Annotated in this window: 19 protein-coding genes; 9 read left to right on the top strand and 10 right to left on the bottom strand. The window is 65.9% G+C overall.

Features of this window, described 5'->3' with window-relative positions:
• Positions 1-63: 63 nt before the first annotated feature.
• From FPP74_RS08520 to FPP74_RS08510, 3 genes are all read right to left on the bottom strand, one after another.
• Positions 64-864, bottom strand: a complete 801-nt coding sequence (locus tag FPP74_RS08520) for a hypothetical protein (protein ID WP_144717961.1) — start codon at positions 862-864, stop codon at positions 64-66.
• Between the two features lie 87 nt (positions 865-951).
• Entirely contained in the window at positions 952-2,472 is a 1,521-nt protein-coding gene (locus FPP74_RS08515) for an aldehyde dehydrogenase family protein (RefSeq protein ID WP_144717959.1), read from the bottom strand.
• A gap of 102 nt (positions 2,473-2,574) precedes the next feature.
• Positions 2,575-4,302, bottom strand: coding sequence for a DUF5635 domain-containing protein (locus FPP74_RS08510; RefSeq protein ID WP_144717957.1), 1,728 nt, complete (start codon positions 4,300-4,302; stop codon positions 2,575-2,577).
• A gap of 307 nt (positions 4,303-4,609) precedes the next feature.
• Between FPP74_RS08510 and FPP74_RS08505 the strand changes: the two genes are divergently transcribed.
• Both FPP74_RS08505 and FPP74_RS08500 read left to right on the top strand, forming a co-directional pair.
• The gene (locus tag FPP74_RS08505) at positions 4,610-5,908 is read left to right on the top strand and encodes an AI-2E family transporter (protein WP_144718005.1); all 1,299 of its coding nucleotides are present in this window, start codon (positions 4,610-4,612) and stop codon (positions 5,906-5,908) included.
• 69 nt (positions 5,909-5,977) lie between these two features.
• A complete protein-coding gene (locus tag FPP74_RS08500) occupies positions 5,978-6,502 on the top strand; it encodes a type 1 glutamine amidotransferase domain-containing protein (protein ID WP_144717955.1) in 525 nt (174 codons plus the stop codon).
• Positions 6,503-6,505: 3 nt separating this feature from the next.
• Here FPP74_RS08500 and FPP74_RS08495 read toward each other — a convergent pair whose 3' ends face one another.
• Genes FPP74_RS08495 through FPP74_RS08465 form a run of 7 tightly spaced genes read right to left on the bottom strand, consistent with a single transcriptional unit; the run spans position 6,506 to position 13,115 of the window.
• Complete coding sequence (locus FPP74_RS08495) at positions 6,506-7,438, bottom strand: sulfite exporter TauE/SafE family protein (RefSeq protein WP_095547937.1); 933 nt, start codon at positions 7,436-7,438, stop codon at positions 6,506-6,508.
• Between the two features lies 1 nt (position 7,439).
• Complete coding sequence (locus tag FPP74_RS08490; protein ID WP_144717953.1) at positions 7,440-8,129, bottom strand: sirohydrochlorin chelatase; 690 nt, start codon at positions 8,127-8,129, stop codon at positions 7,440-7,442.
• Positions 8,130-8,141: 12 nt separating this feature from the next.
• The gene (locus FPP74_RS08485) at positions 8,142-9,431 is read right to left on the bottom strand and encodes a sulfate adenylyltransferase subunit 1 (protein WP_144717951.1); all 1,290 of its coding nucleotides are present in this window, start codon (positions 9,429-9,431) and stop codon (positions 8,142-8,144) included.
• Positions 9,431-10,363, bottom strand: a complete 933-nt coding sequence (gene cysD / locus FPP74_RS08480) for a sulfate adenylyltransferase subunit CysD (RefSeq protein WP_122085875.1) — start codon at positions 10,361-10,363, stop codon at positions 9,431-9,433. Before cysD ends, FPP74_RS08485 begins: the two co-directional genes overlap by 1 nt.
• A gap of 36 nt (positions 10,364-10,399) precedes the next feature.
• Positions 10,400-11,182, bottom strand: a complete 783-nt coding sequence (locus FPP74_RS08475) for a phosphoadenylyl-sulfate reductase (protein WP_144717949.1) — start codon at positions 11,180-11,182, stop codon at positions 10,400-10,402.
• Entirely contained in the window at positions 11,179-11,445 is a 267-nt protein-coding gene (locus tag FPP74_RS08470) for a hypothetical protein (RefSeq protein ID WP_144717948.1), read from the bottom strand. Before FPP74_RS08470 ends, FPP74_RS08475 begins: the two co-directional genes overlap by 4 nt.
• Positions 11,442-13,115, bottom strand: a complete 1,674-nt coding sequence (locus FPP74_RS08465) for a nitrite/sulfite reductase (RefSeq protein WP_144717946.1) — start codon at positions 13,113-13,115, stop codon at positions 11,442-11,444. Before FPP74_RS08465 ends, FPP74_RS08470 begins: the two co-directional genes overlap by 4 nt.
• A 283-nt stretch (positions 13,116-13,398) precedes the next feature.
• On the opposite strand from FPP74_RS08465, the gene FPP74_RS08460 reads away from it, so the two are divergent.
• The 7 genes from FPP74_RS08460 (at position 13,399) to FPP74_RS08430 (ending at position 21,946) form a co-directional block, all read left to right on the top strand.
• Positions 13,399-14,775 (top strand): FAD-dependent oxidoreductase, encoded by a 1,377-nt coding sequence (locus FPP74_RS08460; protein WP_144717943.1) that lies wholly within the window; start codon positions 13,399-13,401, stop codon positions 14,773-14,775.
• 198 nt (positions 14,776-14,973) lie between these two features.
• Positions 14,974-16,689: an ABC transporter ATP-binding protein gene (locus FPP74_RS08455; protein ID WP_144717941.1), complete on the top strand. Its 1,716-nt coding sequence runs from the start codon at positions 14,974-14,976 to the stop codon at positions 16,687-16,689.
• On the top strand, positions 16,686-18,566 hold the full coding sequence (locus FPP74_RS08450; protein WP_144717939.1) for an ABC transporter ATP-binding protein: 1,881 nt from the start codon (positions 16,686-16,688) through the stop codon (positions 18,564-18,566). Before FPP74_RS08455 ends, FPP74_RS08450 begins: the two co-directional genes overlap by 4 nt.
• Before the next feature lie 111 nt (positions 18,567-18,677).
• Complete coding sequence (locus FPP74_RS08445; RefSeq protein ID WP_144717937.1) at positions 18,678-19,973, top strand: Na/Pi symporter; 1,296 nt, start codon at positions 18,678-18,680, stop codon at positions 19,971-19,973.
• Between the two features lie 10 nt (positions 19,974-19,983).
• Positions 19,984-20,280 (top strand): hypothetical protein, encoded by a 297-nt coding sequence (locus FPP74_RS08440; protein WP_095546633.1) that lies wholly within the window; start codon positions 19,984-19,986, stop codon positions 20,278-20,280.
• A 16-nt stretch (positions 20,281-20,296) separates the two neighbouring features.
• Positions 20,297-21,247 carry a substrate-binding domain-containing protein gene (locus tag FPP74_RS08435; protein ID WP_144717935.1) on the top strand — a complete coding sequence of 317 codons (951 nt, stop codon included), beginning with the start codon at positions 20,297-20,299 and terminating at the stop codon, positions 21,245-21,247.
• A 66-nt stretch (positions 21,248-21,313) separates the two neighbouring features.
• Positions 21,314-21,946, top strand: a complete 633-nt coding sequence (locus tag FPP74_RS08430) for a DUF1707 domain-containing protein (RefSeq protein WP_144717933.1) — start codon at positions 21,314-21,316, stop codon at positions 21,944-21,946.
• Positions 21,947-21,948: the final 2 nt, after the last annotated feature.

Below are 21,948 nucleotides of genomic sequence, written 5' to 3'. Positions count from 1 at the left end.
GCGGTATAAAGTTGTTCCCACCCGACTCAACTTTTTATGTTGCGGCAGGTCAGTAGACTTTTTTCACGGCTGGAATTGCGCCAAGGCGTCGTCAACAAACGGTCGCGCCGCGTAGCCCAGGCCGACGAGCGCGAACAGGCCGAGCACGACGCCCGCGATGCCGAGCCCGGTGGTCTGGCTCGACGTCATGGAGCTTGCTGGCAGGACCGAGCTGCCGCGCGTCCTGCCGTCAGCGCAGTCCGAAAAAGCCTGGTTGTAGGACAGGATGGGTGCTGCAAACTCGGGCGCGTGAGTCTTGGCGGCGTCGATGATTCCGTCGCGGATGTCCACGACGCTCGTGCCAAACAGGATGCCGCCGACGGTCCCGCCGACCACGGGCCCGAAGTCCACGCCGTGGAGCGGCCCCTCCTCGTGCGCCTTGGCCGGAGTCATCGTGATCGTTCGGTCTGTAATCACATCTTTCTTGGCGGCGTTAAGGAATCCGACCATGCGCCAGTACTTATCCTTTTGCTTGCCCAGCGCGAGCGCCGCCTGCGCGTCGGAGACCTTCTTGTCCGCGGGGACCGGCAGGTCGCTGGCGCTTGCCACGTCCTTTCGCACGCCGTATTCCCAGACGATTTCGGCTTGCGCCTGGGCGTCGTCACCCTCAAAACTGTCGCGGACCTGCTCGCCCAGCCGAGTAAACAACGCGGAGTAGGCACCGTTGACGCGCTCGGTGTCCGTGTCCGTAAAAGTGATGGTGCACTGGTCTTTGTCGGAGTCGTAAGTGGTTTCGTAGGCGTTCGCGTGCGGGACGACGAGCGCCGAGGCGGAAAGCGCAGCGGCCAGGGCGGCGCCGGCGCAGCGCCTGGTGGTGTAGTTCACGTAGAGTGCTCTTTTCTTGAATGCAGGTTGGCCCCGCGGTCCGCGCATGGGGAGCGGGACGGCGGGGCGTCGATAAGCGAGGGGCTCTTAGAACAGCCCAGTCTCGTTCTCGTCGTAGGAGACGAGCAAGTTCTTGGTCTGCTGGTAGTGGCCCAGCATCATGAGGTGGTTCTCGCGGCCGATGCCGGACTGCTTGTAGCCGCCGAACGCCGCGTGGGCCGGGTAGGAGTGGTACTGGTTCACCCACACGCGACCAGCCTGGATAGCGCGGCCGGCACGGTAGATCGTGTTCTGGCTGCGGGACCACACGCCGGCGCCAAGACCGTAGATCGTGTCGTTGGCAATGCGGATCGCCTCGTCGTAGTCCTTGAAGGTGGTCACGGACATCACCGGGCCGAAGATCTCGTCCTGGAAGATCTTCATGTCGTTGGTGCCCTTGAACACGGTCGGCTCAATGTAGAAGCCGTTCTCCAGCCCCTCGAGCTTGTTCACGTGGCCGCCGGTGAGCGTCTCCGCCCCCTCCTTCGGGCCGAGCTCCAGGTAGCTGGTGATCTTGTCCATCTGCTCCTGCGAGGCCTGGGCACCCATCTGCACGTCCGTATCCAGCGGGTTGCCCACCTTGATCTGCTTCACGCGCTGCACGCCGAGCTCGAGGAACTCGTCCGCGATGGACTCGTGGATCAGGGCGCGCGACGGGCAGGTGCAGACCTCGCCCTGGTTCAGCGCAAACATGGCGAAGCCCTCGATGGCTTTCTGCTTGAAGCTGTCATCGCGCGCGAGCACGTCCTCAAAGAACAGGGACGGGGACTTACCACCCAGCTCCAGGGTGACCGGGATGATCTTGTCCGCGGCCGCCTTGTTGATGATCTTGCCCACCTGGGTCGAGCCGGTGAACGCGATTTTGGCAATGCGGTCGGAGCCGCTGAGCGCCGCACCCGCCTCGTCGCCGAAGCCGTTCACCACGTTGACCACGCCAGCCGGGATGAGGTCACCGATCAGATCCATCAGGTAAAGGATGGAGGCCGGGGTCTGCTCCGCCGGCTTCATCACCACTGCGTTACCCGCGGCCAGCGCCGGGGCGAGCTTCCACACCGCCATGAGCAGCGGGAAGTTCCATGGGATGATCTGGCCGACCACGCCGAGGGGCTCGTTGAAGTGGTAGGCGACCATGTTGTCATCGATCTGGCTGAGGCGGCCCTCCTGGGCGCGGATCGCACCCGCGAAATAGCGGAAGTGGTCAATTGCCAGCGGGATGTCGGCGGCGAGCGTCTCGCGCACAGCCTTGCCGTTCTCCCAGGTCTCGGCCACCGCGATGTCCTCGAGGTGCTCCTCCATACGGTCCGCGATGCGGTGCAGCATGAGCGCACGCTCCGCCACCGAGGTCTTCCCGAACACGGGCGCCGCCTTGTGCGCGGCGTCCAGCGCCAAGTTGATGTCCGCCTCCTTGCCGCGCGCGACGCGGCAGAAAGTCTCGCCGGTGACCGGGGTGATGTTGTCAAAGTACTCGCCGTCCACCGGCGCGACCCAGTCGCCGCCAATGTAGTTGTCGTACTGCTCGCGGTACTTCACGCTGGAGCCGGCGGTGCCGGGGTTGGGGTAGACAGTCACGTTCTGTTTCCTTTCGCGGTTTAAGGATGGAATGTGACCCACCCTACACCACAGGACAGACGAGAGCTAGGGTATAGCGCCTATCGACGCCCCGCCAACCCCTCACACCTGCTCAAAACGGGATGCACGCCCCTGCCCCTTCGGGACTATGTCGCCCCTGTCCGCTATCCCATCCAAGAGGCGCTTCGACGTCCCCCGAGCGACGCCGGTAAGACGCATAAAATCACCAGTAGTGATCGCTTCGTGGACGCTCAGCCAACGCTCGACAGTGCACGTCGCCTCCAACGGGTCAGTGGTTCGGTACGGCAGCAACTCGCGCACCGGATCTTCGTTGCGATGCCGCTCAATTCGGTCCACCGTGGTCTCCCCGAGCACCCACACATCGTTGTACTTGGCAACGATCGGGGTGGCGTCGACAAGCGTCTGCTTCGCCACATCGAGCGCTGCCTGTGCAGACTCCACAGAAGCCTGGAGCTGCTCTGCGAGCTGAGACGGAGTGATAAACGGGTGATAAAGAAGGTGGTAAAGCAAAATGCTCAGGCGATAATCCTCCTTGCGCTCCGCAGGCCGCAAAGCGTTCATAACCTCCAGCACGGGTGTGGAAGGCATGCCGCCACGCAACGTGACTTCAACGGAAACACCACTTACCTCTTCAATCTGCGGCGGGTTGTGCCCGAGCGCGATCATCGCCCGGTACATACGGTCAATGCCGACCCCCTGCTTATCCACAAGCCCGGTCGCGCGGAACAAGTCCGCAAGCGCCGGGTACCTCGCTTCACGCTGCGTGAGAATGTTTGACGCATTTACATGTCCTACGAATCCGCCCGGACTGTGGACTTCCAGCATCGCGTCCGAATCAGTCCACCGCACCTCCATCGGCCCGGACCTGTTCCAATCTCGGTGAATAACACCATTGAGGACCGCTTCACGCACCGCACTGCGCGGTAACTGCCGGATCGGCACGTGGCTAAAACCGTGTTCCACCGTGACCTGAAAGTTGAGCACATCCAGTGCGGTTTCTACTTGATAGATTTGCTCCGCCAACGACTGTTCCGGCACCGGCGCCACTCGGTTGCGCACGCTTCCACTTGGGACATCGAACTGCGTGAGCTCTAGGCCAACGGTTCCCAGGCTAGTTACCAACATCGCTGCAGCAGCAGAAAGTCGACCATCACTGCGGAGCGCCCCAAGAGAGCGGAGGAGCTCCTCATCGGTCTGATCCCATGGTTCTGCCTGTCGCCACTTTCGCAGGATCGAAAGCGCCTCTGGTCGTGCGTCGGCAGCAGTGCGCTCGGAAGCAATTGCCGTTAGGTCGAAAGACTGCATCGACGCACGATGCTGCCACCACTCCGAGCGATCAACCGGCTGACACGAATCACCTACACGCCAGCGCAAACGATCAGACGTATCCTCAACAGGTGCCGGAGCCTGGCTGACAAGGATAACCAACAACCGAAACCCCTCGACTTGACGCGCCGAAATATCCGGAGCCACCCCGACCCGTGAGTTAATCTCCTGCCTCAGCCAATCAATGCTCAGCTCTGTGCCGAGTAAGCGCCCTGTGCCGTCTTCCACACCTACGATCAGGGCACCACCGCCGGGAGAATTCGCCATGCACGCCACTTCATCGGCAAGCTTGGTGGCAGCATCCGGATTCTCAGGCCGCCCCGGCAACAGCTCGCGCCCCTGCCTACGTCCAGCTTCTTCCTTAAAATCGATCGCCTGGGTTTCTTTTGTCCCCCTGAGACAGCCATCTTCTACCGAATCGAGAATCTGGGCAACCTCGCGCAGCAAGAATGCGCGGTGTTCCATTCCGCCGATCACTGCCATGTCCATCCTCCTCGTGTGCGAATCTCACAACAATCGCCAAAATAGCAAAAGATTGATAGATTAGACACCCCCTTAATCTGTCAATAATTCGCCAAATGACAAAACGCTGACAGATTAGGCACCCCCTTAATCTCACAATGAATCGTCATTCCAAGAGACTCCGGATGATTCTGCGTTCAACTCGACGCCGCGCCCAGCCCGGCCGACTCATGCGTTTCCGCGTATATCTGGCAGAATCAACGGGGTGAACAAGAAGAATTCCCACGACTTCGTCGGCGCGCTCGATACAGAGGCCCACGACGTCGACATGAAGCCCACCCCGGCCGACGCCGCCCAGGAGCTCTCCCAAGAGCCCACCGACCGCGGCGAGGTCATCGCCGCAGATGGTCGCACCGCCGCCGCATGGGCGCTGCGCTTCATCATCATCGTCGCCGCCACCGCACTGGTGCTCTACCTGCTCAAGTTCGTGTGGATGGGCCTGCTGCCCATCTTCCTCGCCCTCATCGTGTCCACGGTCCTCTGGCCGCCGGTGCGCTGGCTGCGCTCCAAGAAGTTCCCCGCGGCGCTGGCCACGTTTACTGTGATCATCGGCTTCTTCGGCATCATCGGCGGCATCTTCGCTGCGATGGGCCCGACCGTGAAGAAGCAGGGCACGCAGCTCTACGACCAGGCCGGACAGGGCGTCTACCAGATCATCGCCTGGGTCAACGAGCGCGTCGACCCCTCCATCATTGACCCGAACAAGATCCGTGAGCAGATCTCGCAGGTGACCGACGCGCTGCGCGGGCAGGCGTCGAATATCGCTTCCGGCGTCTTCTCCGGCATCGGCGCGATCGCCTCGGTGGGCACCACGCTCGTGCTCACGCTGATCCTCACCTTCTTCTTCCTCAAAGACGGCGACGGCTTCCTCCCCTGGCTGCGCAAGTACGTCGGCGTGAAGGCCGGCTGGCACCTCACCGAGGTGTGCATGCGCTCCTGGAACACGCTGTCCGGGTTCATCCGCACGCAGGCAATCGTGTCGGGCGTGGACGCCATCTTCATCGGCATCGGCCTCCTCGTCCTGGGCGTGCCGCTGTGGCCGGTCCTGGCTGTGGTGACCTTCTTCGCGGGCTTCATCCCGATCGTCGGTGCGTTTACCGCTGGCGCCTTGGCCGTGATCATCGCGCTTGTGTCCAACGGGTTCATGAACGCGGTCTTCGTACTCATCCTCATCATCGCCGTGCAGCAGATCGAGGGCAACGTCCTCCAGCCGATCCTGCAATCCCAGGCGATGGGCCTGCACGCGGCGATCGTCCTGCTCGTTGTTGCGCTGGGCGGCACCCTGTTCGGCATCGTCGGCGCGTTCCTCGCCGTCCCCGTCGCGGCGGTCGTCGCCGTGTGGTTCCGCTACTGGGCCGAGATGGTCTCGCTGAGGACCGGCGAGATCACGGCGGACGACATCCAAATATCCACCGCGCAGAGCGAGAGCCTGGATTCCAGGGAGGCGTTCCTGGCCGTCCGCAAGCGCATGGCAAGCATGGCCAAGCTGCAAAAGCCAGGTCAGAAGGCAACGCTGGGCTCGACGAAGGTGCCGCTTGACGACGCCGCGTCGAAGGATTCCGACTAAAAGGTGGACAGATCACGCATCGGTGCTTACCGTAGGCGCCGTACTGATACCGACGAACTAAGGAGCATCGTGGCTGACCTGAACGGTAAGAAGATCGCAATCATCTCCACCAACGGTTTCGAGGATTCCGAGCTGACCTCCCCGAAGGAGGCCGTTGAGGCCGCGGGCGCTACCACCGCCGTCATCGCTCCGGAGACCGGCGAGATCACCGGCAAGAACGGAACGGCCGTGAAGGTGGACCTCACCACCGCGGATGCCAACGCCGCTGATTACGACGCACTCATCCTCCCCGGCGGTACCGGCAACGCCGACGCCATCCGCGTCGATGCCCCGGCCGTCGCACTGGTCAAGGAGTTCAAGGCTGCGGACAAGGCCATCGGCGTCATCTGCCACGGCGGCCGGATCCTCACCGACGCCGACCTGCTCAAGGGCGTCAAGCTCACCTCGGTGGCGAACGTGAAGACCGACCTGGTCAACGCCGGCGCCAACTGGGTCGACGAGGAGGTCGTGGTCGACTCCGGCTTCATCTCGTCGCGCACCCCGGCCGACCTCGAGGCCTTCAACGCCGCGCTGGTTGAGGAGTTTGCCAAGTAAACCCTAGGCCGCGTGCACGGTAGCGGGCGCTGCCGGTTTCTCAACGGGAACCGGCGCGCCCGCTTCCGCTTTTTTCGCTTCTCGCGCCTTGCGCACACCGCGCCAGGACAACGCCGCCCCCACCACAAGCACGGCGGCGCGTGCGGCCCACAGCGCCCAGTCGGGCGTGTCGAATGCGGCGAGCACCTTCGGCAGGTTCAACGCCACGATGAGCGTGCCCACGACGCCGCCGAGCAGAATGGGATTCAGCCGCGAGACAAGCCACGCTCCGATCGGGGCGGCGATCACGCCGCCGATCAGCAGCGCAACCACGGCAGCCAGGTTGGCCACCAGGTCGTGCCACATCCCGATGGCAAAGCCGACGGTCGCGGCGGCGGTGACCAGGAACTCCGCGGTGTTCACGGTGCCCACGATGCGGCGCGGTTCGCTCCGGCCCGCGGCCAGCAGCGTGGAGGTGGTCACCGGGCCCCAGCCGCCGCCACCGGTCGCGTCCACGAACCCGCCGAACACGCCCAGCCCGCCGAGGAACGGCACCGAGTGCGGTTTCGCGGAAAGCTTTCGCTGCGTGATCCCGCGGGAGAAGCGGATCATCAGGTTCAGGCCGATGAGCGCCAGGATGAGCGACATCACCGGCTGCGCGGCGTTGGCGGACAGGTTGGAGAGCACGGTCGCGCCGATGAACGCGCCGACCGCGCCCGGCACGCCGATCGACGCCACGACCTTCCAGTCCACGTTGCCAAAGCGCCAATGCGCCACGCCCGCCGCCAGGGTGGTCCCCAGCTCTGCGGTGTGCACCACCGCGGACGCGCCGGCGGGCCCGAGCCCGGCCAGCATGACCAGCATGGTGGTGGAGGTCGCGCCGAAGCCCATGCCCAGGCCGCCGTCTACAAGCTGCGCCGCCAGACCGGCGACTGCGATGAGCAGCAGCGTGCTGATTTTATACATGGGGTTCTCCTTCCAGCGCCGCGCGGTAGCGGTCGGCCACAATGTCCGCGAGCGCCGTGGTTAGGGGCTGCGAGGCCGTGGCCTCGGGGAACGGGTGCAGGGCGGCCCGCGCCTGGTCCAGGAGCAGGCCGTCCGAGACGAAGAGCGGGAGTAGGTGGATAGGGGTCTGCGCCGCGCGCTCGGCCAGGGTGTCCGGCCCGCCGCGCGTCGCGGCGATGAGGGACGTTGGGCGCCCAGTTCGCTTTTCGACGCCACCGCGCACCCCCTCGTACCGCGCCGCCTGCTCCGCGTCGGACGTGCCGACTGGGTAGATGACGAGGTGGGCGTGGGGTGGGGCGTCGGCAAGCGCTTGCTCGGCGAGCACCCCGACGAGGTCCTCCCCCAACCCGATGCTGGAAGCGCGGGTGAGCGGGAGGGACTCGGCGGCGGCCCGCATGTGCGTGGGGACGTCGTTGCGGGCGTGGAAGGCGTCGGTGAATAGGAGCGGGACCACGATGGCGCGATCCTGACCAAGCGACGCGAGGTGCCGCGCGGCGCCCTCCAGGTCGGGCTCGTCGAACTCGAGGTGGGCGTCCGCGCTGGTGACGCCGAGCCGGTTGGCGGCCGCCATGGTCAGCGCGCGCACGCCCTCGCGGGCCCGCGGGTGGCGCGAACCATGTGACAACGTGAGCAGGGCAACCATGGCGACATCCTCCTAGCGCAGGCGGGTGCCAACCAGGCCCGCAGCCAGCGTGTTGCCGGAAGCCTGGTCGATGAGCAGGAAGTTCCCCACCGCGCCGCGGGCGGCGTAGTCCTCCACCGGGAGCTCGGCGGCGGTCTGGATGGTCACGTGGGCGATGTCGTTGAGGCGCACCGCGTCCGGGTCGAGGACATCCTTGTCCGCGGAGTCCAGGTCCAGCACGCGGTCCACACTGACCACGCGGGCGCGCTCGAGCGCCGTGCCGTAGCGCAGCTTCACGGCCTTGCCCGGGGTGACGTCCTTTTCCGAGAGGCCGACCACGGTGGCGGTGAACTCGCGCACGGACTCCGGGCGCGACCCGGCGGCGAGGAGGTCGCCGCGGACCAGGTCGATCTCGTCGGTAAGCCGCAGCGCGACGGACTCGCCCGCGCGGGCGGACTCCACCTCGCCGTCGGCGGTGTCGATGCCCGCGACGGTGGTGGTGCGGCCCTGCGGCGCGGTCACCGTGTCGCCGGCGTGGATGGTGCCGGCGTTGATGCGGCCCGCGTAGGCGCGGTAGTCGCTGGCGTGCTCGCGCAGCACGTACTGGATGTTGAAGCGGAAGTCCAGGTCAAGGGCGCGGCCGGAGTTCACCGGCACGTCCTCGAGCACCTCGAGCACCGTCGGGCCGGTGTACCAGTCCATGTTGGTGGAGCGCTCGGCCACGTTGTCGCCCTTGAGCGCGGAGATCGGCACCACAATGGGCTGCTCGATGCCCAGCTCGTGCGCCTTCGCTTCGAAGGTGTCCTTGATCTGGGTGAACGTGTCCTCGGAGTAGTCGACCAGGTCGATCTTGTTCACCGCGAGGATCACGGTGCGCACACCCAGGAGCTTGGCCACGGTGAGGTGGCGAATCGTTTGCTCGACGACGCCGTTGCGCGCGTCGACAAGCAGCACGACCACCTGGGAGGTGGACATGCCGGTCACCGTGTTGCGGGTGTACTGCACGTGGCCGGGGGTGTCGGCGAGGATGAAGGTGCGCTTGTCGGTGGCGAAGTAGCGGTAGGCCACGTCGATGGTGATGCCCTGCTCGCGCTCGGCGCGGAGGCCGTCCACGAGCAGGCTCAGGTCCAGGCCCTCGAAGCCGCGGTCCGCTGAGCTCTGCTCAACGGAGGCGAGCTGGTCGGCGAGCACGGACTTCGTGTCGTGCAGGAGGCGGCCGACGAAGGTGGACTTGCCGTCGTCGACGGAGCCGGCCGTGCACAGGCGGAGCGTCTGGCGCGAGGCCAGAAGGTCGGTGGCGGTGGTCGGGGTTGCGGCAGTCATCAGAAGTAACCTTCCTTCTTGCGGTCCTCCATGGCGGACTCGGACAGGCGGTCGTCGGCACGCGTTGCGCCGCGCTCGGTGAGGGTGGAATTGGCAATCTCGGCGAGGACCTCGTCGATCGTGGTTGCGTCGGAGTCAACGGCGCCGGTGCAGCTCATGTCGCCGACGGTGCGGTAGCGCACGCGGCGCGTCTCTAGCGTCTCGCCCTCGCGGGGCCCGCCCCACTCGCCGGCGGTGAGCCACATGCCGTCGCGGTTGAACACCTCACGGTCGTGGGCGAAGTAGATCGGCGGCAGCTCGATGCCGCGCGCCCCGATGTACTCCCACACGTCCGCTTCAGTCCAGTTGGAGATGGGGAACACGCGCACGTTTTCGCCGGGCAGGGTTGCGCCGTTGTACAGGTCCCACAGCTCGGGGCGCTGGCGGCGCGGGTCCCAGCCGCCGAAGGAGTCGCGCACGGAGAAGACGCGCTCCTTCGCGCGGGCGCGCTCCTCGTCGCGGCGTGCGCCGCCGAGCACGGCGTTGTAGCCCACCTCGGCGATCGTCTCTACCAGCGGCACGGTCTGCAGCGGGTTGCGCGTCCCATCGGGGCGCTCCTGCAGGTCACCGCGGTCGATCCAGTCCTGCACCTCGGCCACGCGCAGGCGGAGCCCATGCTTTTCGACGACCCTGTCACGGAACTCCAGCACCTCCGGGAAGTTGTGTCCCGTGTCCACGTGCAGCAGCTCGATCGGCGCCGTCGCCGGCGCGAAGGCGCGCAGCGCCAGCTCCAGGACGACGCAGGAGTCCTTGCCGCCGGAGAACAGCAGGCCAACCTTGTCGAATTGGCCAGCGACCTCCCGCAGGATGTGGATCGACTCGTCTTCCAGCTCTTTCAGGTGCGGCGAGAGCGCACCGCTGCCGGCGCGCTCCCCGTTCGTTGCAACAGTCATGTGGTCCTTCTACTCCTTGTCCCAGGTTCCAGCGATCTAGTCGGTGTGCAGGCCGCACTCGGTCTTCTGCGCAAACGCCCAGCGTCCCGAGCGGGGGTCCTCGCCCTCGGCCACCGGGAGCGTACAGGTCTCGCAGCCGATCGAGGGGTAGCCCTGAGTGGTCAGCGGGTGGACAATCAGGTCATTGTCCGCGATGTAGGCGTCGGTGTCCTCCAGCGTCCAGGTCACCAGCGGCGAAATCTTCAGCCGGCCCGTCTTGTCCAGGCTCAGCGCGGGCGCCTCGGCGCGGGTCGGGCCGTCGTCGCGGCGCACGCCGGTGATCCAGCCGACGTAGGGGCTCATGTGCACCGCCAGCGGCTCCACCTTGCGCATCCGGCAGCAGGCGGTGGGGTTCCGGCGGTACAGGTTCGGCCCGTACACCTCGTCCTGCTCGGCGCGGCTCAGCTGCGCGGTCGCACGGACCAGGCGGTTGTCCGGGTAGCGCTGCTCCACCTTGTCCGCCACCTCGAGGGTCTCCGCGAAGTGGTACTCGGTGTCCAGGAAGAGGAAGTCGGCGCCCGGCAGGAACTGCTTGGACAGCTCCGCCAGGACCGTGTTTTCCATGGACAGCGTGACCACGAGCGGGCCCGGCGCGTGTTCGTGGGCCCAGGTAAGGATGTCGGCCGCGGTGGCGTCGTAAAGCGATGCCGCGTACTTGTCCACGAGCTCGGCGTTGCGCGCGGCGGTGGCCTCGTCGAGCGGCGCGGTCGTGGTCGGGCCGTCGGGGCTGACCTCGGGGTCTTTGTACTGCGAGCTGTCGCCCTGCAAAAGGTTCATCATTTCGTGCCTCCAGAGTTGCGCGCCACCGCGGTGTGCCCGTGGCGAGCGAGTGAATCTTGCAGTGCCTGCGGGGTGGACGGCGCGGGCGCGGGGGCGTGGTCCGGGTCGTCCTGCCCGTAGAACTTCACCTCGAAGATACGCAGGCAGGCATCGCACTTCCATGCGAACTCGGTCTCCTCATCCGGCCACAGGCCCTCGCCCGAGCAATATGGGCAGAAGGTCGGGTGGTTGCGGTTCGGGTTCGGCTGGCGGCGAAAGCTCATCGCAGCTGCTCCTCGTCGGCCCGCAGCAGGTACTCGCGGAAGAGTTCGCCCTCTTCGCGGTTGTCCACGTAGTTCTGCACGACGCGGGTGACGTACTCGGTGAGCTCGGTCGACGCGACCTTGTGGCCGCGCAGCTTGCGGCCAAAGTTCGCGCCCTCGCCGACGGTGCCGCCCAGGTGCACCTGGAAGCCCTCGACGCGCTCGCCGTCCGCGTTGGTCACCGTCTGGCCCTTCAGGCCGATGTCGGAGACGTGGTGGCGAGCACAGGCGTTTGGGCAGCCGTTGAGCGAGATGGTGATCGGACTGTCCAGGTCGCCGAAGCGCTCCTCCAGCTCGTCTGCAAGCTCGATGGCGCGGGACTTGGTGGTCACGTGCGCGAGCTTGCAGTACTCGAGCCCGGTGCAGGAGAGCAGGCCGCGGCGGAACTCGCTGGGTTTGGAGTACAGGCCCAGGTTCTCCAGGTCCGCCTGCAGCGCCTCGGCCTTGTCCGGGGCGATGTCAAGGATCAGCAGCTCCTTGAACGGGGTGAAGCGCATGGAGGCGGAGCCGTAGCGCTCGACCAGCTCGGATACCTCGATGAGCTGCTCGCCGGACATGTGACCCAGGGTGGGCTTGACGCCGACGTAGACGTTGCCGTCGCGCTGCTCGTGCACGCCGATGTGGTCGCGGTCGATGAGGTTGGTGGGCGCCTTCGGCCCGTCGGGAAGCGCGTAGCCCAGGTACTCGTTCTCCAGGACCTCGCGGAACTTGGACACGCCCCACTTGGCCACGAGGAACTTCAGGCGGGCGCGGTTGCGGAGGCGTCGGTAGCCGTAATCGCGGAAGATGCGCACCACGCCGGCCCACACCTCGGGGACCTGCTCGAGGGCGACAAAGGCGCCGAGGGACTGCGCGAGCATCGGGTTGGTGGACAGGCCGCCGCCGACGTAGCACTCGAAGCCGGGGCCGAGCTCCGGGTGCTCGACGCCGATGAAGGCGAGGTCGTTGATCTCGTGGACGACGTCCTGGCGCGCGTTGCCGGAGATGGCGGTCTTGAACTTGCGCGGGAGGTTCTGGAACTCCTCGTTGGTGACGATCTCCTGGATCTTGCGGATCGCCGGGGTGGCGTCGATGATCTCATCCTTGGCAATGCCCGCGACCGGGGACCCCAGGACCACGCGCGGCACGTCGCCGCAGGCGTCCCACGTGTTCAGGCCGACGGACTCGAGCTTCTCCCAGATGGTGGGCACGTCCTCGATGCGCACCCAGTGCAGCTGGATGTTCTGCCGGTCGGTGAGGTCCACGGTGGAGCGCGCGTAGTCGCGCGAGATCTCGCCGACCACGCGGGCCTGCTCGGTGGAGCAAATGCCGCCGTCGAAGCGGATGCGCATCATGAAGTACTTGTCCTCCAGCACCGAGTTGTCCTCGCCGGTGTGCTCGCCGCCGAGGTTCTGCTTGCGCTGCGTGTACAGGCCGAGCCACTTGAAGCGCGGGTACAGGTCCTCGCGGTCGATCGAGTCGAAGCCACCCTCGGCGTAGGTGTCGATGACGCGCTGCTTGACCTCCAGGACGGGTTCGCGCTGCTTGAGCTCCTCGTCGTGGTTGAGGGGCTCGGTGCCGTCGATAAGCCACTGCCCCTCTGGCTTCTTCGTGCGCTCCTTCACGGCGCGGGTCGCCGTCGATGCTGGCATACCTTCCTCCTTAATGCACAGACCGAACGGTCTATGATGTGCGGCACTAAATTTCCGTGCGGTCGAGTTTGCCGTACTGAGCGGTCTACGGCAAGTACTATATCCTTTCCCCAGCTCATCCAGCGGTTTTTGCCTGAATGTTTTCCAAATCGCACCGAGCGGTTCGCTTATCGACGCCACGTCGACCCCGCACCCCTTGACACCAACCCATTTTTAGACCAAGCTGTCTGTACGCTATATTGGTCCAATATTAACGGTTCCCTACCTTGAAAGGACACCCTCAATGAGTTTGCGCGTCGCCGTCGTCGGCGCCGGCCCCGCCGGCATTTACGCCTCCGACCTCCTCCTCCGCAACGATGAGCACGACATCCACGTCGACCTCTTCGAGCAGATGCCCGCCCCCTTCGGGCTGATCCGTTACGGCGTCGCGCCCGACCACCCGCGTATCAAGGGCATTGTGAAGTCCCTGCACAAGGTGCTGGACAAGCCGCACCTGCGCCTGCTGGGCAACATCACCATCGGCCGCGACATCACCATTGATGAGCTGCGCGACTACTACGACGCCGTCGTGATCTCCACCGGCGCCGTGCGCGATCGCGAGCTGCGCATCCCGGGCGGCGAGAAGTCCATCGGCGCCGGCGAGTTCGTCGGCTTCTACGACGGCAACCCCCGCTTCGAGCGCGACTGGAACCTGGACGCCCGCGAGGTCGCCGTCATCGGCGTGGGCAACGTCGCACTCGACATCTCCCGCATCCTGGCCAAGACCGGCGACGAGCTCCTGGTCACCGAGATCCCGGACAACGTGTACGAGTCCCTGAAGAACAACAAGGCGGAGACGGTCCACATGTTCGGCCGCCGTGGCCCCGCGCAGGCCAAGTTCACCCCGAAGGAGCTGCGCGAGATGGACCTCTCCGACACCATCCAGGTGCTCGTGGACCCGGAGGACATTGATTACGACGCCACCAGCGAGGAAGTCCGCCGCGCCGACAAGTCCGTCGACCTGAACTGCCAGGTCCTGGAACAGTACGCCATGCGCGAGCCGGACGACGCGCCGCACAAGATCTACATCCACTTCTTCGAGGAGCCGGTCGAGGTGCTTACCGACGACTCCGGCGCCATCACCGGCCTCCGCACCGAGCGCCAGGAGCTGGACGGCAACGGCGGCATCACGGGCACCGGCAAGTTCACCGACTGGCCAGTCCAGCAGGTCTACCACGCGGTGGGCTACCGCTCCGAGCCCGTCGACGGCGTGCCCTTCGACGTGGAGCGCAACGTCATCCCGAACGACGGCGGCCACGTCCTGGAGACCATCGAGGACGGCGCCGGCTTTGAGGACAAGCTCTACGTCACCGGCTGGATCAAGCGCGGCCCGATCGGCCTGATCGGCAACACCAAGTCCGACGCGAAGGAAACCACCGACATGCTCATCGCCGACGCGGACGCCGGCAAGCTGGCCACCCCGTCGCACACCGGCCCGGACGAGATCCTCGAGCTGCTCGACGAGCGCAACATTCCCTACACCACCTGGGACGGCTGGTACCGATTGGACGAGGCCGAGCGCAAGCTGGGCGAGCAGTCTGCCCTGCCGCGCGAGCGCAAGAAGATCGTCGAGTGGGAGGAAATGGTCGAGCACGCCCGCAATATCCCGCAGGTTCCGTAGTTTTTTCGGATGCGCTGAGGGGCGCGTGACAGATTTCCTCGCGCACCCACAGGGCTGGGCCGTTCCCGCAGGTGGGATGGTCCAGCCCTTTTTGTTGGCGCGGAAATTTTACGCATTCTCGTCATCGAGCACTCCGCCACCCACACCACCGTGGTGCTACCATTGCCGGGTTCTTTCACCCGCGCGCAAGGGGAATCCATGCAACTAATCCGCCTGCTCAGCAGATACTCCAAGCAGTATTGGCCCGCAATTCTCGCAGTGGTGGTCCTCCAGCTCATCACCACGCTCGCGACCCTCTACCTCCCGGATCTCAATGCTGCGATCATTGATAAAGGTGTGTCGCAGGGCGATGTCGGCTACATCTGGCGCACCGGCGGCATCATGCTGCTGGTGGCGTTCGTGCAGTTCCTCGCCGCTGTCGCTGCCTTCTGGTTCGCGTCGCGCACCGCGATGCGCACCGGCCGAGACATCCGCGAGGCCGTGTTCTCCCATGTGAGCATCTTCTCCGCGGAGGACATGCAGCACTTCGGCACGCCGTCCCTGATCACGCGCGGCACCAACGACGTGCAGCAGATCCAGATGACGTACCTGCTCTTCCTCAACTTCATGGTGAACGCGCCGATCATGGCGATTGGCGGCATTATTATGGCGGTGCGCCAGGACGCGGGGATGTCGTGGCTGGTGGCCGTCGCCGTGATCACGCTCGCGGTGGTAGTCGGCATCATCGCGGCCCTGCTCATGCCACTGTTCCGCACGATGCAGGAGCGCCTGGACGCGATCAACGGGGTGCTGCGCGAGCAGATCGCCGGCATCCGCGTCATCCGCGCGTTCGGCCGCGAGGAGTTTGAGTCGCAGCGCTTCACCGAGGCGAACGACCGCATCACGCGGGTCTCGCTGAACATCGGCCGCGTCTTCGTCACCATGTTCCCGGTCATCATGCTGATCCTCAACCTCGCCACCGCGGCGGTCCTCTGGTTCGGCGGCCACCGCGTCGACGAGGGCCTGGTGGAGGTGGGCGCGCTCACCGCGTTTATGCAGTACCTCATGCAGATCCTCATGGCTGTCATGATGGCCACCTTCATGCTCATGATGCTCCCCCGCGCCATCGTGTGCTCCCGCCGCGTCGCGGAGGTGCTCAACCACGACCCGCAGATCATCGAGCCCCACCACCCCGAGGCCCCGGCAACGCGCGGCGGCGACCTCGAGTTCCGCGACGTCACCTTCACCTACCCCGGCGCCGACGCACCCGTTCTCAAGCGCGTGAGCTTCACCGCCCGCCCGGGCACGACCACGGCGATCATCGGCGCCACCGGCTCGGGCAAGACGACGCTGCTCAGCCTCATCCCGCGCCTGCACGTGGCCACCGAGGGGCAAGTGCTTCTCGACGCCACCCCCGTCGACAATCTCGCCCGCCCCGACATTGTCGAGCGCGTCTCCATGGTCCCGCAGAAGCCCTGGCTGTTCAGCGGCACCGTCGCCTCGAACCTGCGGATGGGCAACCCGGACGCCACGGACGAGGAGCTGTGGAACGCGCTGCGCGCGGCGCAGGCCGACTTCGTCGCCGACCTGGACATGGAGATCTCGCAGGGCGGCACGAACGTCTCCGGCGGGCAGCGCCAGCGCCTCTCCATCGCGCGCATGCTGGTGGCGCAGCCGGACGTGTTTCTGTTTGATGACTCCTTCTCCGCACTCGACGCGTCCACGGACGCCCGCGTGCGCGCCGCGATGACCGAGTACACCGCGGGCAAGGTTGTGATTGTGGTGGGGCAACGGGTGGCGTCGATTAGCGGTGCCGACCAGATCCTCGTGATGGAAGCCGGCGAGATCGTGGCACGCGGCACCCACGAAGAGCTGCTGGAAAGCAGCCAGACGTATCGGGAAATTGAGCAGAGCCAGAAGGCGGTGCAGGCATGAGTGAGCAAGAGCCTCGGAAGGCGAAACAGTTTTGGCCCTCGGCGAAGCGGCTGATCGGGTTGCTGGCGCCGTTCAAGATCGCGCTGATCGCGGTCTTTGTGATGAACGCCGCATCGGTCGTGCTGTCGGTGTACGCGCCCCGCGTGATGGGCCGGGCGATGGACGTGATCTTCTCCGGCGCGATCTCCGCCCGCATGCCGGGCGGGGTGACCAAGGAGCAGGCGGTGGAGGGCATGCGCGCCGCCGGCCAGGACCGCTTCGCCGACATGGCGGAGGCGATGGACCTGCGGCCCGGCGAGGGCATCGACTTTGACCACCTGCGCGAGCTGATCATTGTCATCCTCGCCCTGTACCTGTGCTCCTCCGTCCTCATGTGGGCGCAGGGCGCGCTGCTGAACCGGCTGACCATGCGCACCGTCTACGACCTACGCGAGCGGGTCGAGACGAAGCTGAACCGGCTGCCGCTCAACTACTTCGACTCCCGCCAGCGCGGCGACGTGATGAGCCGCACCACCAACGACGTGGACAACGTCCAGCAGGCGCTGCAGCAGGCGCTGTCGCAGATGTTCAATGCGGTGATCACCCTGGTGGGCATCATCGTCATGATGTTCTGGCTGTCCTGGCAGCTCGCCCTGCTCGCGCTGCTGGCCATCCCGCTCACCGCGGTGGCGATGGGCGTGGTGGGGACCCGCTCGCAGAAGCAGTTCGCCGCACAGTGGAAGGCCACCGGCGCCGTGAACGGCCAGGTTGAGGAGGCTTTCTCCGGCCACGACGTCGCGCTCATCTTCGGCCGCACCGAGGAGCTGCGCCGCACCTTCGACGCGCGCAACGAGGAGCTCACCGGCGCCGCACAGAAGGCGCAGTTCCTGTCCAACTCGATGCAGCCGATCATGCAGTTCGTGTCCTACCTCTCCTACGTGGCCATCGCCGTCTTCGGCGGCCTGCGCGTGGCCAACGGGCACATGACGCTTGGCGACGCCACCGCGTTCATCCAGTACTCCCGCCAGTTCAACCAGCCGCTCGGCCAGATCGCCGGCATGATGCAGATGGTCCAATCCGGCGTCGCGTCAGCGGAGCGCATCTTCGAGCTGCTCGACGCTGAGGAAGAGGTGGCGGATGTCGAGGGGGCGTCGACAAGCGCGCGGCCCGAAGGTCTGGTGGAGTTCCGCGACGTGTCCTTCTCATACACCGACGAGCCGCTGATCCAGGACCTGTCGCTGCGCGTCGCGCCGGGGCAGACCGCCGCGATCGTGGGGCCGACCGGTGCGGGCAAAACGACCCTGGTCAACCTGATCATGCGGTTCTACGACGTGGACGAGGGGGCAATCCTTATCGACGGCCACGACATCCGCGATTTCACGCGCCCCCACCTGCGCAGCCAGATCGGTATGGTGCTGCAAGACGCGGTCCTGTTCAAGGGCACGATCATGGAAAACATCCGCTACGGCCGCCTCGACGCGACGGACGAGGAGGTCATCGAGGCCGCAAAGGCGACCTACGTGGACCGCTTCGTGCACGCACTGCCCGACGGCTACGACACCATCGTGGACCAGGACGGCGGCTCCATCTCCGCGGGCGAGCGGCAGCTGATCACCATTGCGCGCGCGTTCCTCTCGCAGCCGGGCATCCTCATCCTGGACGAGGCAACCTCGTCGGTGGATACGCGAACCGAGGTGCTGGTGCAGCGGGCGATGAACGCACTGCGGGCCCAGCGCACCTCCTTTGTCATCGCGCACCGCCTGTCCACCGTCCGGGACGCGGACATGATCCTGGTGATGGAGGCCGGGCGGATCGTGGAGCAGGGCACGCACGTGGAGCTGCTCGAACGCAAGGGCGCGTACTACGAGCTGTACCAGAGCCAGTTCTCACATAGCTAGACTACCTTTATACAATTCCCCGGAAGTTAACCAGAAATACACAGCAATTCCGCTTCTTGCTCATAAGGTGCACTCTCGACCAAGTCCATACGACGTTGATTGAGAGCGCACATGAGCAGAGATGCCAAGCACGCCGAGACCGGCGCGCGCGAGGCGGCAACCGGCAGCACCGCCCTTGCCACCAAGACGAAACCCGCCCCGGACACGGACGCGCCAAAAAACGCGGACGACGAGCCGGCCGCCGACCCGCTTAGCTGGCTGCCCCTGAGCGGTGGCGCCAAGAAGGCCGCAGAGTGGATCTCCGTCATCCTGGCGATCTGGCTGCTGCTCAACGCCGTCGGCATGATCGGCGCCGGCTTCAAGATGGCCGCTGGCGACCAGGCGAAGGAACTGTTCTCCTTCGCCGAGAACCCGTTCGTGGGCCTGGCGGTCGGTATTCTCGCCACCGCCATCATGCAGTCCTCCTCCACCACCACCTCCATTACCGTCGGCATGATCGCCGGTGGCCTGCCGCTGGAGGTGGCGGTGCCCATGCTCTTCGGTGCCAACATCGGCACCACCGTCACCTCCACGCTGGTGGCACTCGGCCTGTCCGGCAACAAGCAGCAGTTCCACCGCGCCTTCTCCATGGCCACGGTGCACGACTTTTACAACCTGCTCGCGCTGGCCATCTTCTTCCCGCTGGAAATCTTCACCGGCTTCCTGTCCAAGGTCTCCGGTGTGTTCGCCGGCTCTCTCTCGGGTGAGGGCGACGGCGTGCTCGCCGGCATCTTCGACGCGATCGGCAACGGTGTCGACGCGATCACCGAGCCGCTGGTCAACCTGGCCAAGCTCATCGTCAGCCCGCTGGGCGACGTGTGGGGCGGCATCGTCCTCGCCGTCGGCGGCGTGGCCCTGATCCTGGTGGTCATCGGCTTCATCGGCAAGATGCTCTCCGCACTGCTGGTCGGCCGCGCCCAGGAAATGCTGCACGCTGCGCTGGGCCGCGGCCCGGTCACCGGCATCCTCTCCGGTGCCGTGATCACCACCGCCGTCCAGTCCTCTTCCACCACCACCTCCCTGACCGTCCCGCTCGCTGCCTCCGGCAAGTTCAAGGTCAAGGAGCTGTTCCCGTTCGTGGTCGGCGCCAACATCGGTACCACCATCACCGGCCTCATCGCCGCGTTCTCCGCCTCCGGCGTGGAGGCAGAGTCCGCGATGCAGGGCGCGCTGGTGCACACCATGTTCAACGTCTTCGGCGCACTCGTCATCATGTCCCTGCCGTTCCTACGCGCGTTGCCACCGAAGGGCGCGGACTGGTTGGCCACCCTGGCCGACAAGAACAAGTGGTACGTCTTCATCTGGGTTGGCGGCGTCTTCTTCGCCCTCCCGCTGCTCGCCGTCCTGATCACCAACGTCTTCTTCTAAGGAACCCACCATGACCACCCCCGACAACGCCCAGTCCAAGTCCGGCCAGCGCGCCCAGAAGCTTATCGACGCCGACGCGCCAAACAACGAACTCCAGCAGCTCATCGACGAACTCGAAGAGACCACGAGCGTCCTGCGCGCCGAGCTCGAGATGCGCCGCAAGACGGACCACGAGCGCCTCACGCCGGAACAGCTGGAGGAGCTTAACCGCATCCCGGAGTACCTGGAGATGACCCGCCCGCGCTGGCGCGACGTGCTCACCTTCTTCCGTGAGTTCCGCAACGAAGCCAACAAGAAGCACCAGTAAGGCAGGCACAGCACGTATGAAGCAGCAATTCATCGCACTGACCGCCGCGCTCTCCCTCGCGGCGACCGGCCTGACCGCCTGCGCGGGCAGCGACGCCGAGAGCGGCAACGACACGGTCTCCGGCGGCGCGATCCGCGTCACCGGTTCCGCCACCGTCGAGCCGATCACCTCCTTCATCGCGGACCGCACCGACCACGACGTGCGCATCTCCGCCGACGGCTCCACCGACGGGTTCGAGGCGTTCTGCGACGGCAAGTCCGACCTCAACGACTCCTCCGTGGCCATCCCGCAGGAGTACCAGCAGCAGTGCAGCGACAATGGTGTCGAGTTCATCGAGCTGCCCATCGCGCTCGACGCAGTGACCATTGTGAAGCACGCCGACAACACCTGGGCCCAGGACCTCACCACCGAGCAGCTCCACGACATCTGGGCGGCGGACTCCCCGGTGACCAAGTGGTCCGACATCGACCCGTCCTGGCCGGACGAGGAGATTGGCCTGTACGGCCGCCCGGACGGCTCCGGCACCCTCGAGGTATTCAAGGACAAGGTCCTCGGCGGCGACACCATCCGCGACGACTACGAAGCGACCGACAACATCGACGAGCTGTCCGGCTGGATCGCCGACGACCCCAACGGCATCGGCTTCATGGGCGTTGGCAACTACTTGGCCACCGACGGCGAAACCCGCGACCTGATCGACAACGTCACCATCGACGGCGTCTCCCCCTCCCGCGAAGCCACGCAGGAGGGCGAGTACCCGCTGTCCAGGCCGCTGTTCGTCTACGTCAGCGCCGAGGCCCTCGACGGCAACGACGCGCTCGCGGACTTCATGGGCACCTACCTCGACCGCGTCGAAGGAGTACTGCCGCGCGTGTACTTCTACCAGCTGCCCGAGCAGGAGTACGACGACGCCCGTACGCGCTTTCACGACCGCGTCACCGGCGCCGACGAACGGTGGAGCGCCTAGGTCACCTCCCGCAGTGCTATGGTGGGGCCGTTACTCGTTCTGTGAACTGTAAGGAGCATTTCCCCGATGAGCAGCGCTTTCCAGCCCTCCGAGCCGGAGCACATCCGGCTTTCTGACGCGGACCGCACCGAGGCAATGTCCGCTCTCGGGGAGGCGCTGAGCGAGGGCCGCCTCACCCTCGGGGAGTACGACGAGCGCTGCCAGTGCTGCACCCAGGCGCAGACCCGGGCGGACCTCGTGCCGCTGTTCGCCGACATCCCCCAGGCGCCCGTCATGGGCTCCAGCGCCGGTATGCCGGCGGCCCAGCACGACGTGCCCGTCTTCACCGCCCGCGAGCTTGTCGAGGCGCGCCGCTCCGGCCGCCGCACCCGCGCCGGCATCTTCTGGCTGGGCACCATCGGCAGCATCACCCTCGCCGGGGCGGCCTCGCTCCCCGCCGTGCTCGCGGTCATCCCGGTCCTGTTCATCCTGCTCTACGTGATGAAGGTGGGGCCGGACTCCTGGTACTCGCCGTCGCTGCGGGACATGGAGCGCTCCAAGCGCCGCCTCGTGCGCGCCAAGCAGCTGGAGCTGGAGGCGGACCGCGCCTACGACGCGGCGCGCAGGAAGGCGGAGCGCCGCGAGCAGATCGACCAACTCACCGGCGATACCCTCAACTTTGCTCAAGAATCCCTCAACAGGTTCCGCCGCCGCGACTAATA

Source organism: Corynebacterium sp. NML180780 (genome assembly GCF_007786415.1).
In the GTDB taxonomy this organism is placed as follows: Bacteria; Actinomycetota; Actinomycetes; order Mycobacteriales; family Mycobacteriaceae; genus Corynebacterium; species Corynebacterium gottingense.
The sequence above is the reverse complement of the archived record's forward strand: the minus strand, read 5'-3'. Positions and strand labels throughout refer to the sequence as shown.

Bases quoted from the DNA above. Each gene is read 5' to 3' on its own strand.
- cysD (WP_122085875.1), bottom strand. From the start codon at position 10,363: ATGACTGTTGCAACGAACGGGGAGCGCGCCGGCAGCGGTGCGCTCTCG.
- FPP74_RS08490 (WP_144717953.1), bottom strand. From the start codon at position 8,129: ATGGTTGCCCTGCTCACGTTGTCACATGGTTCGCGCCACCCGCGGGCC.
- FPP74_RS08475 (WP_144717949.1), bottom strand. From the start codon at position 11,182: ATGATGAACCTTTTGCAGGGCGACAGCTCGCAGTACAAAGACCCCGAG.
- FPP74_RS08440 (WP_095546633.1), top strand. From the start codon at position 19,984: ATGACCACCCCCGACAACGCCCAGTCCAAGTCCGGCCAGCGCGCCCAG.
- FPP74_RS08465 (WP_144717946.1), bottom strand. From the start codon at position 13,115: ATGCCAGCATCGACGGCGACCCGCGCCGTGAAGGAGCGCACGAAGAAG.
- FPP74_RS08445 (WP_144717937.1), top strand. From the start codon at position 18,678: ATGAGCAGAGATGCCAAGCACGCCGAGACCGGCGCGCGCGAGGCGGCA.
- FPP74_RS08450 (WP_144717939.1), top strand. From the start codon at position 16,686: ATGAGTGAGCAAGAGCCTCGGAAGGCGAAACAGTTTTGGCCCTCGGCG.
- FPP74_RS08455 (WP_144717941.1), top strand. From the start codon at position 14,974: ATGCAACTAATCCGCCTGCTCAGCAGATACTCCAAGCAGTATTGGCCC.
- FPP74_RS08505 (WP_144718005.1), top strand. From the start codon at position 4,610: ATGAAGCCCACCCCGGCCGACGCCGCCCAGGAGCTCTCCCAAGAGCCC.
- FPP74_RS08460 (WP_144717943.1), top strand. From the start codon at position 13,399: ATGAGTTTGCGCGTCGCCGTCGTCGGCGCCGGCCCCGCCGGCATTTAC.
- FPP74_RS08470 (WP_144717948.1), bottom strand. From the start codon at position 11,445: ATGAGCTTTCGCCGCCAGCCGAACCCGAACCGCAACCACCCGACCTTC.
- FPP74_RS08430 (WP_144717933.1), top strand. From the start codon at position 21,314: ATGAGCAGCGCTTTCCAGCCCTCCGAGCCGGAGCACATCCGGCTTTCT.
- FPP74_RS08435 (WP_144717935.1), top strand. From the start codon at position 20,297: ATGAAGCAGCAATTCATCGCACTGACCGCCGCGCTCTCCCTCGCGGCG.
- FPP74_RS08510 (WP_144717957.1), bottom strand. From the start codon at position 4,302: ATGGCAGTGATCGGCGGAATGGAACACCGCGCATTCTTGCTGCGCGAG.
- FPP74_RS08485 (WP_144717951.1), bottom strand. From the start codon at position 9,431: ATGACTGCCGCAACCCCGACCACCGCCACCGACCTTCTGGCCTCGCGC.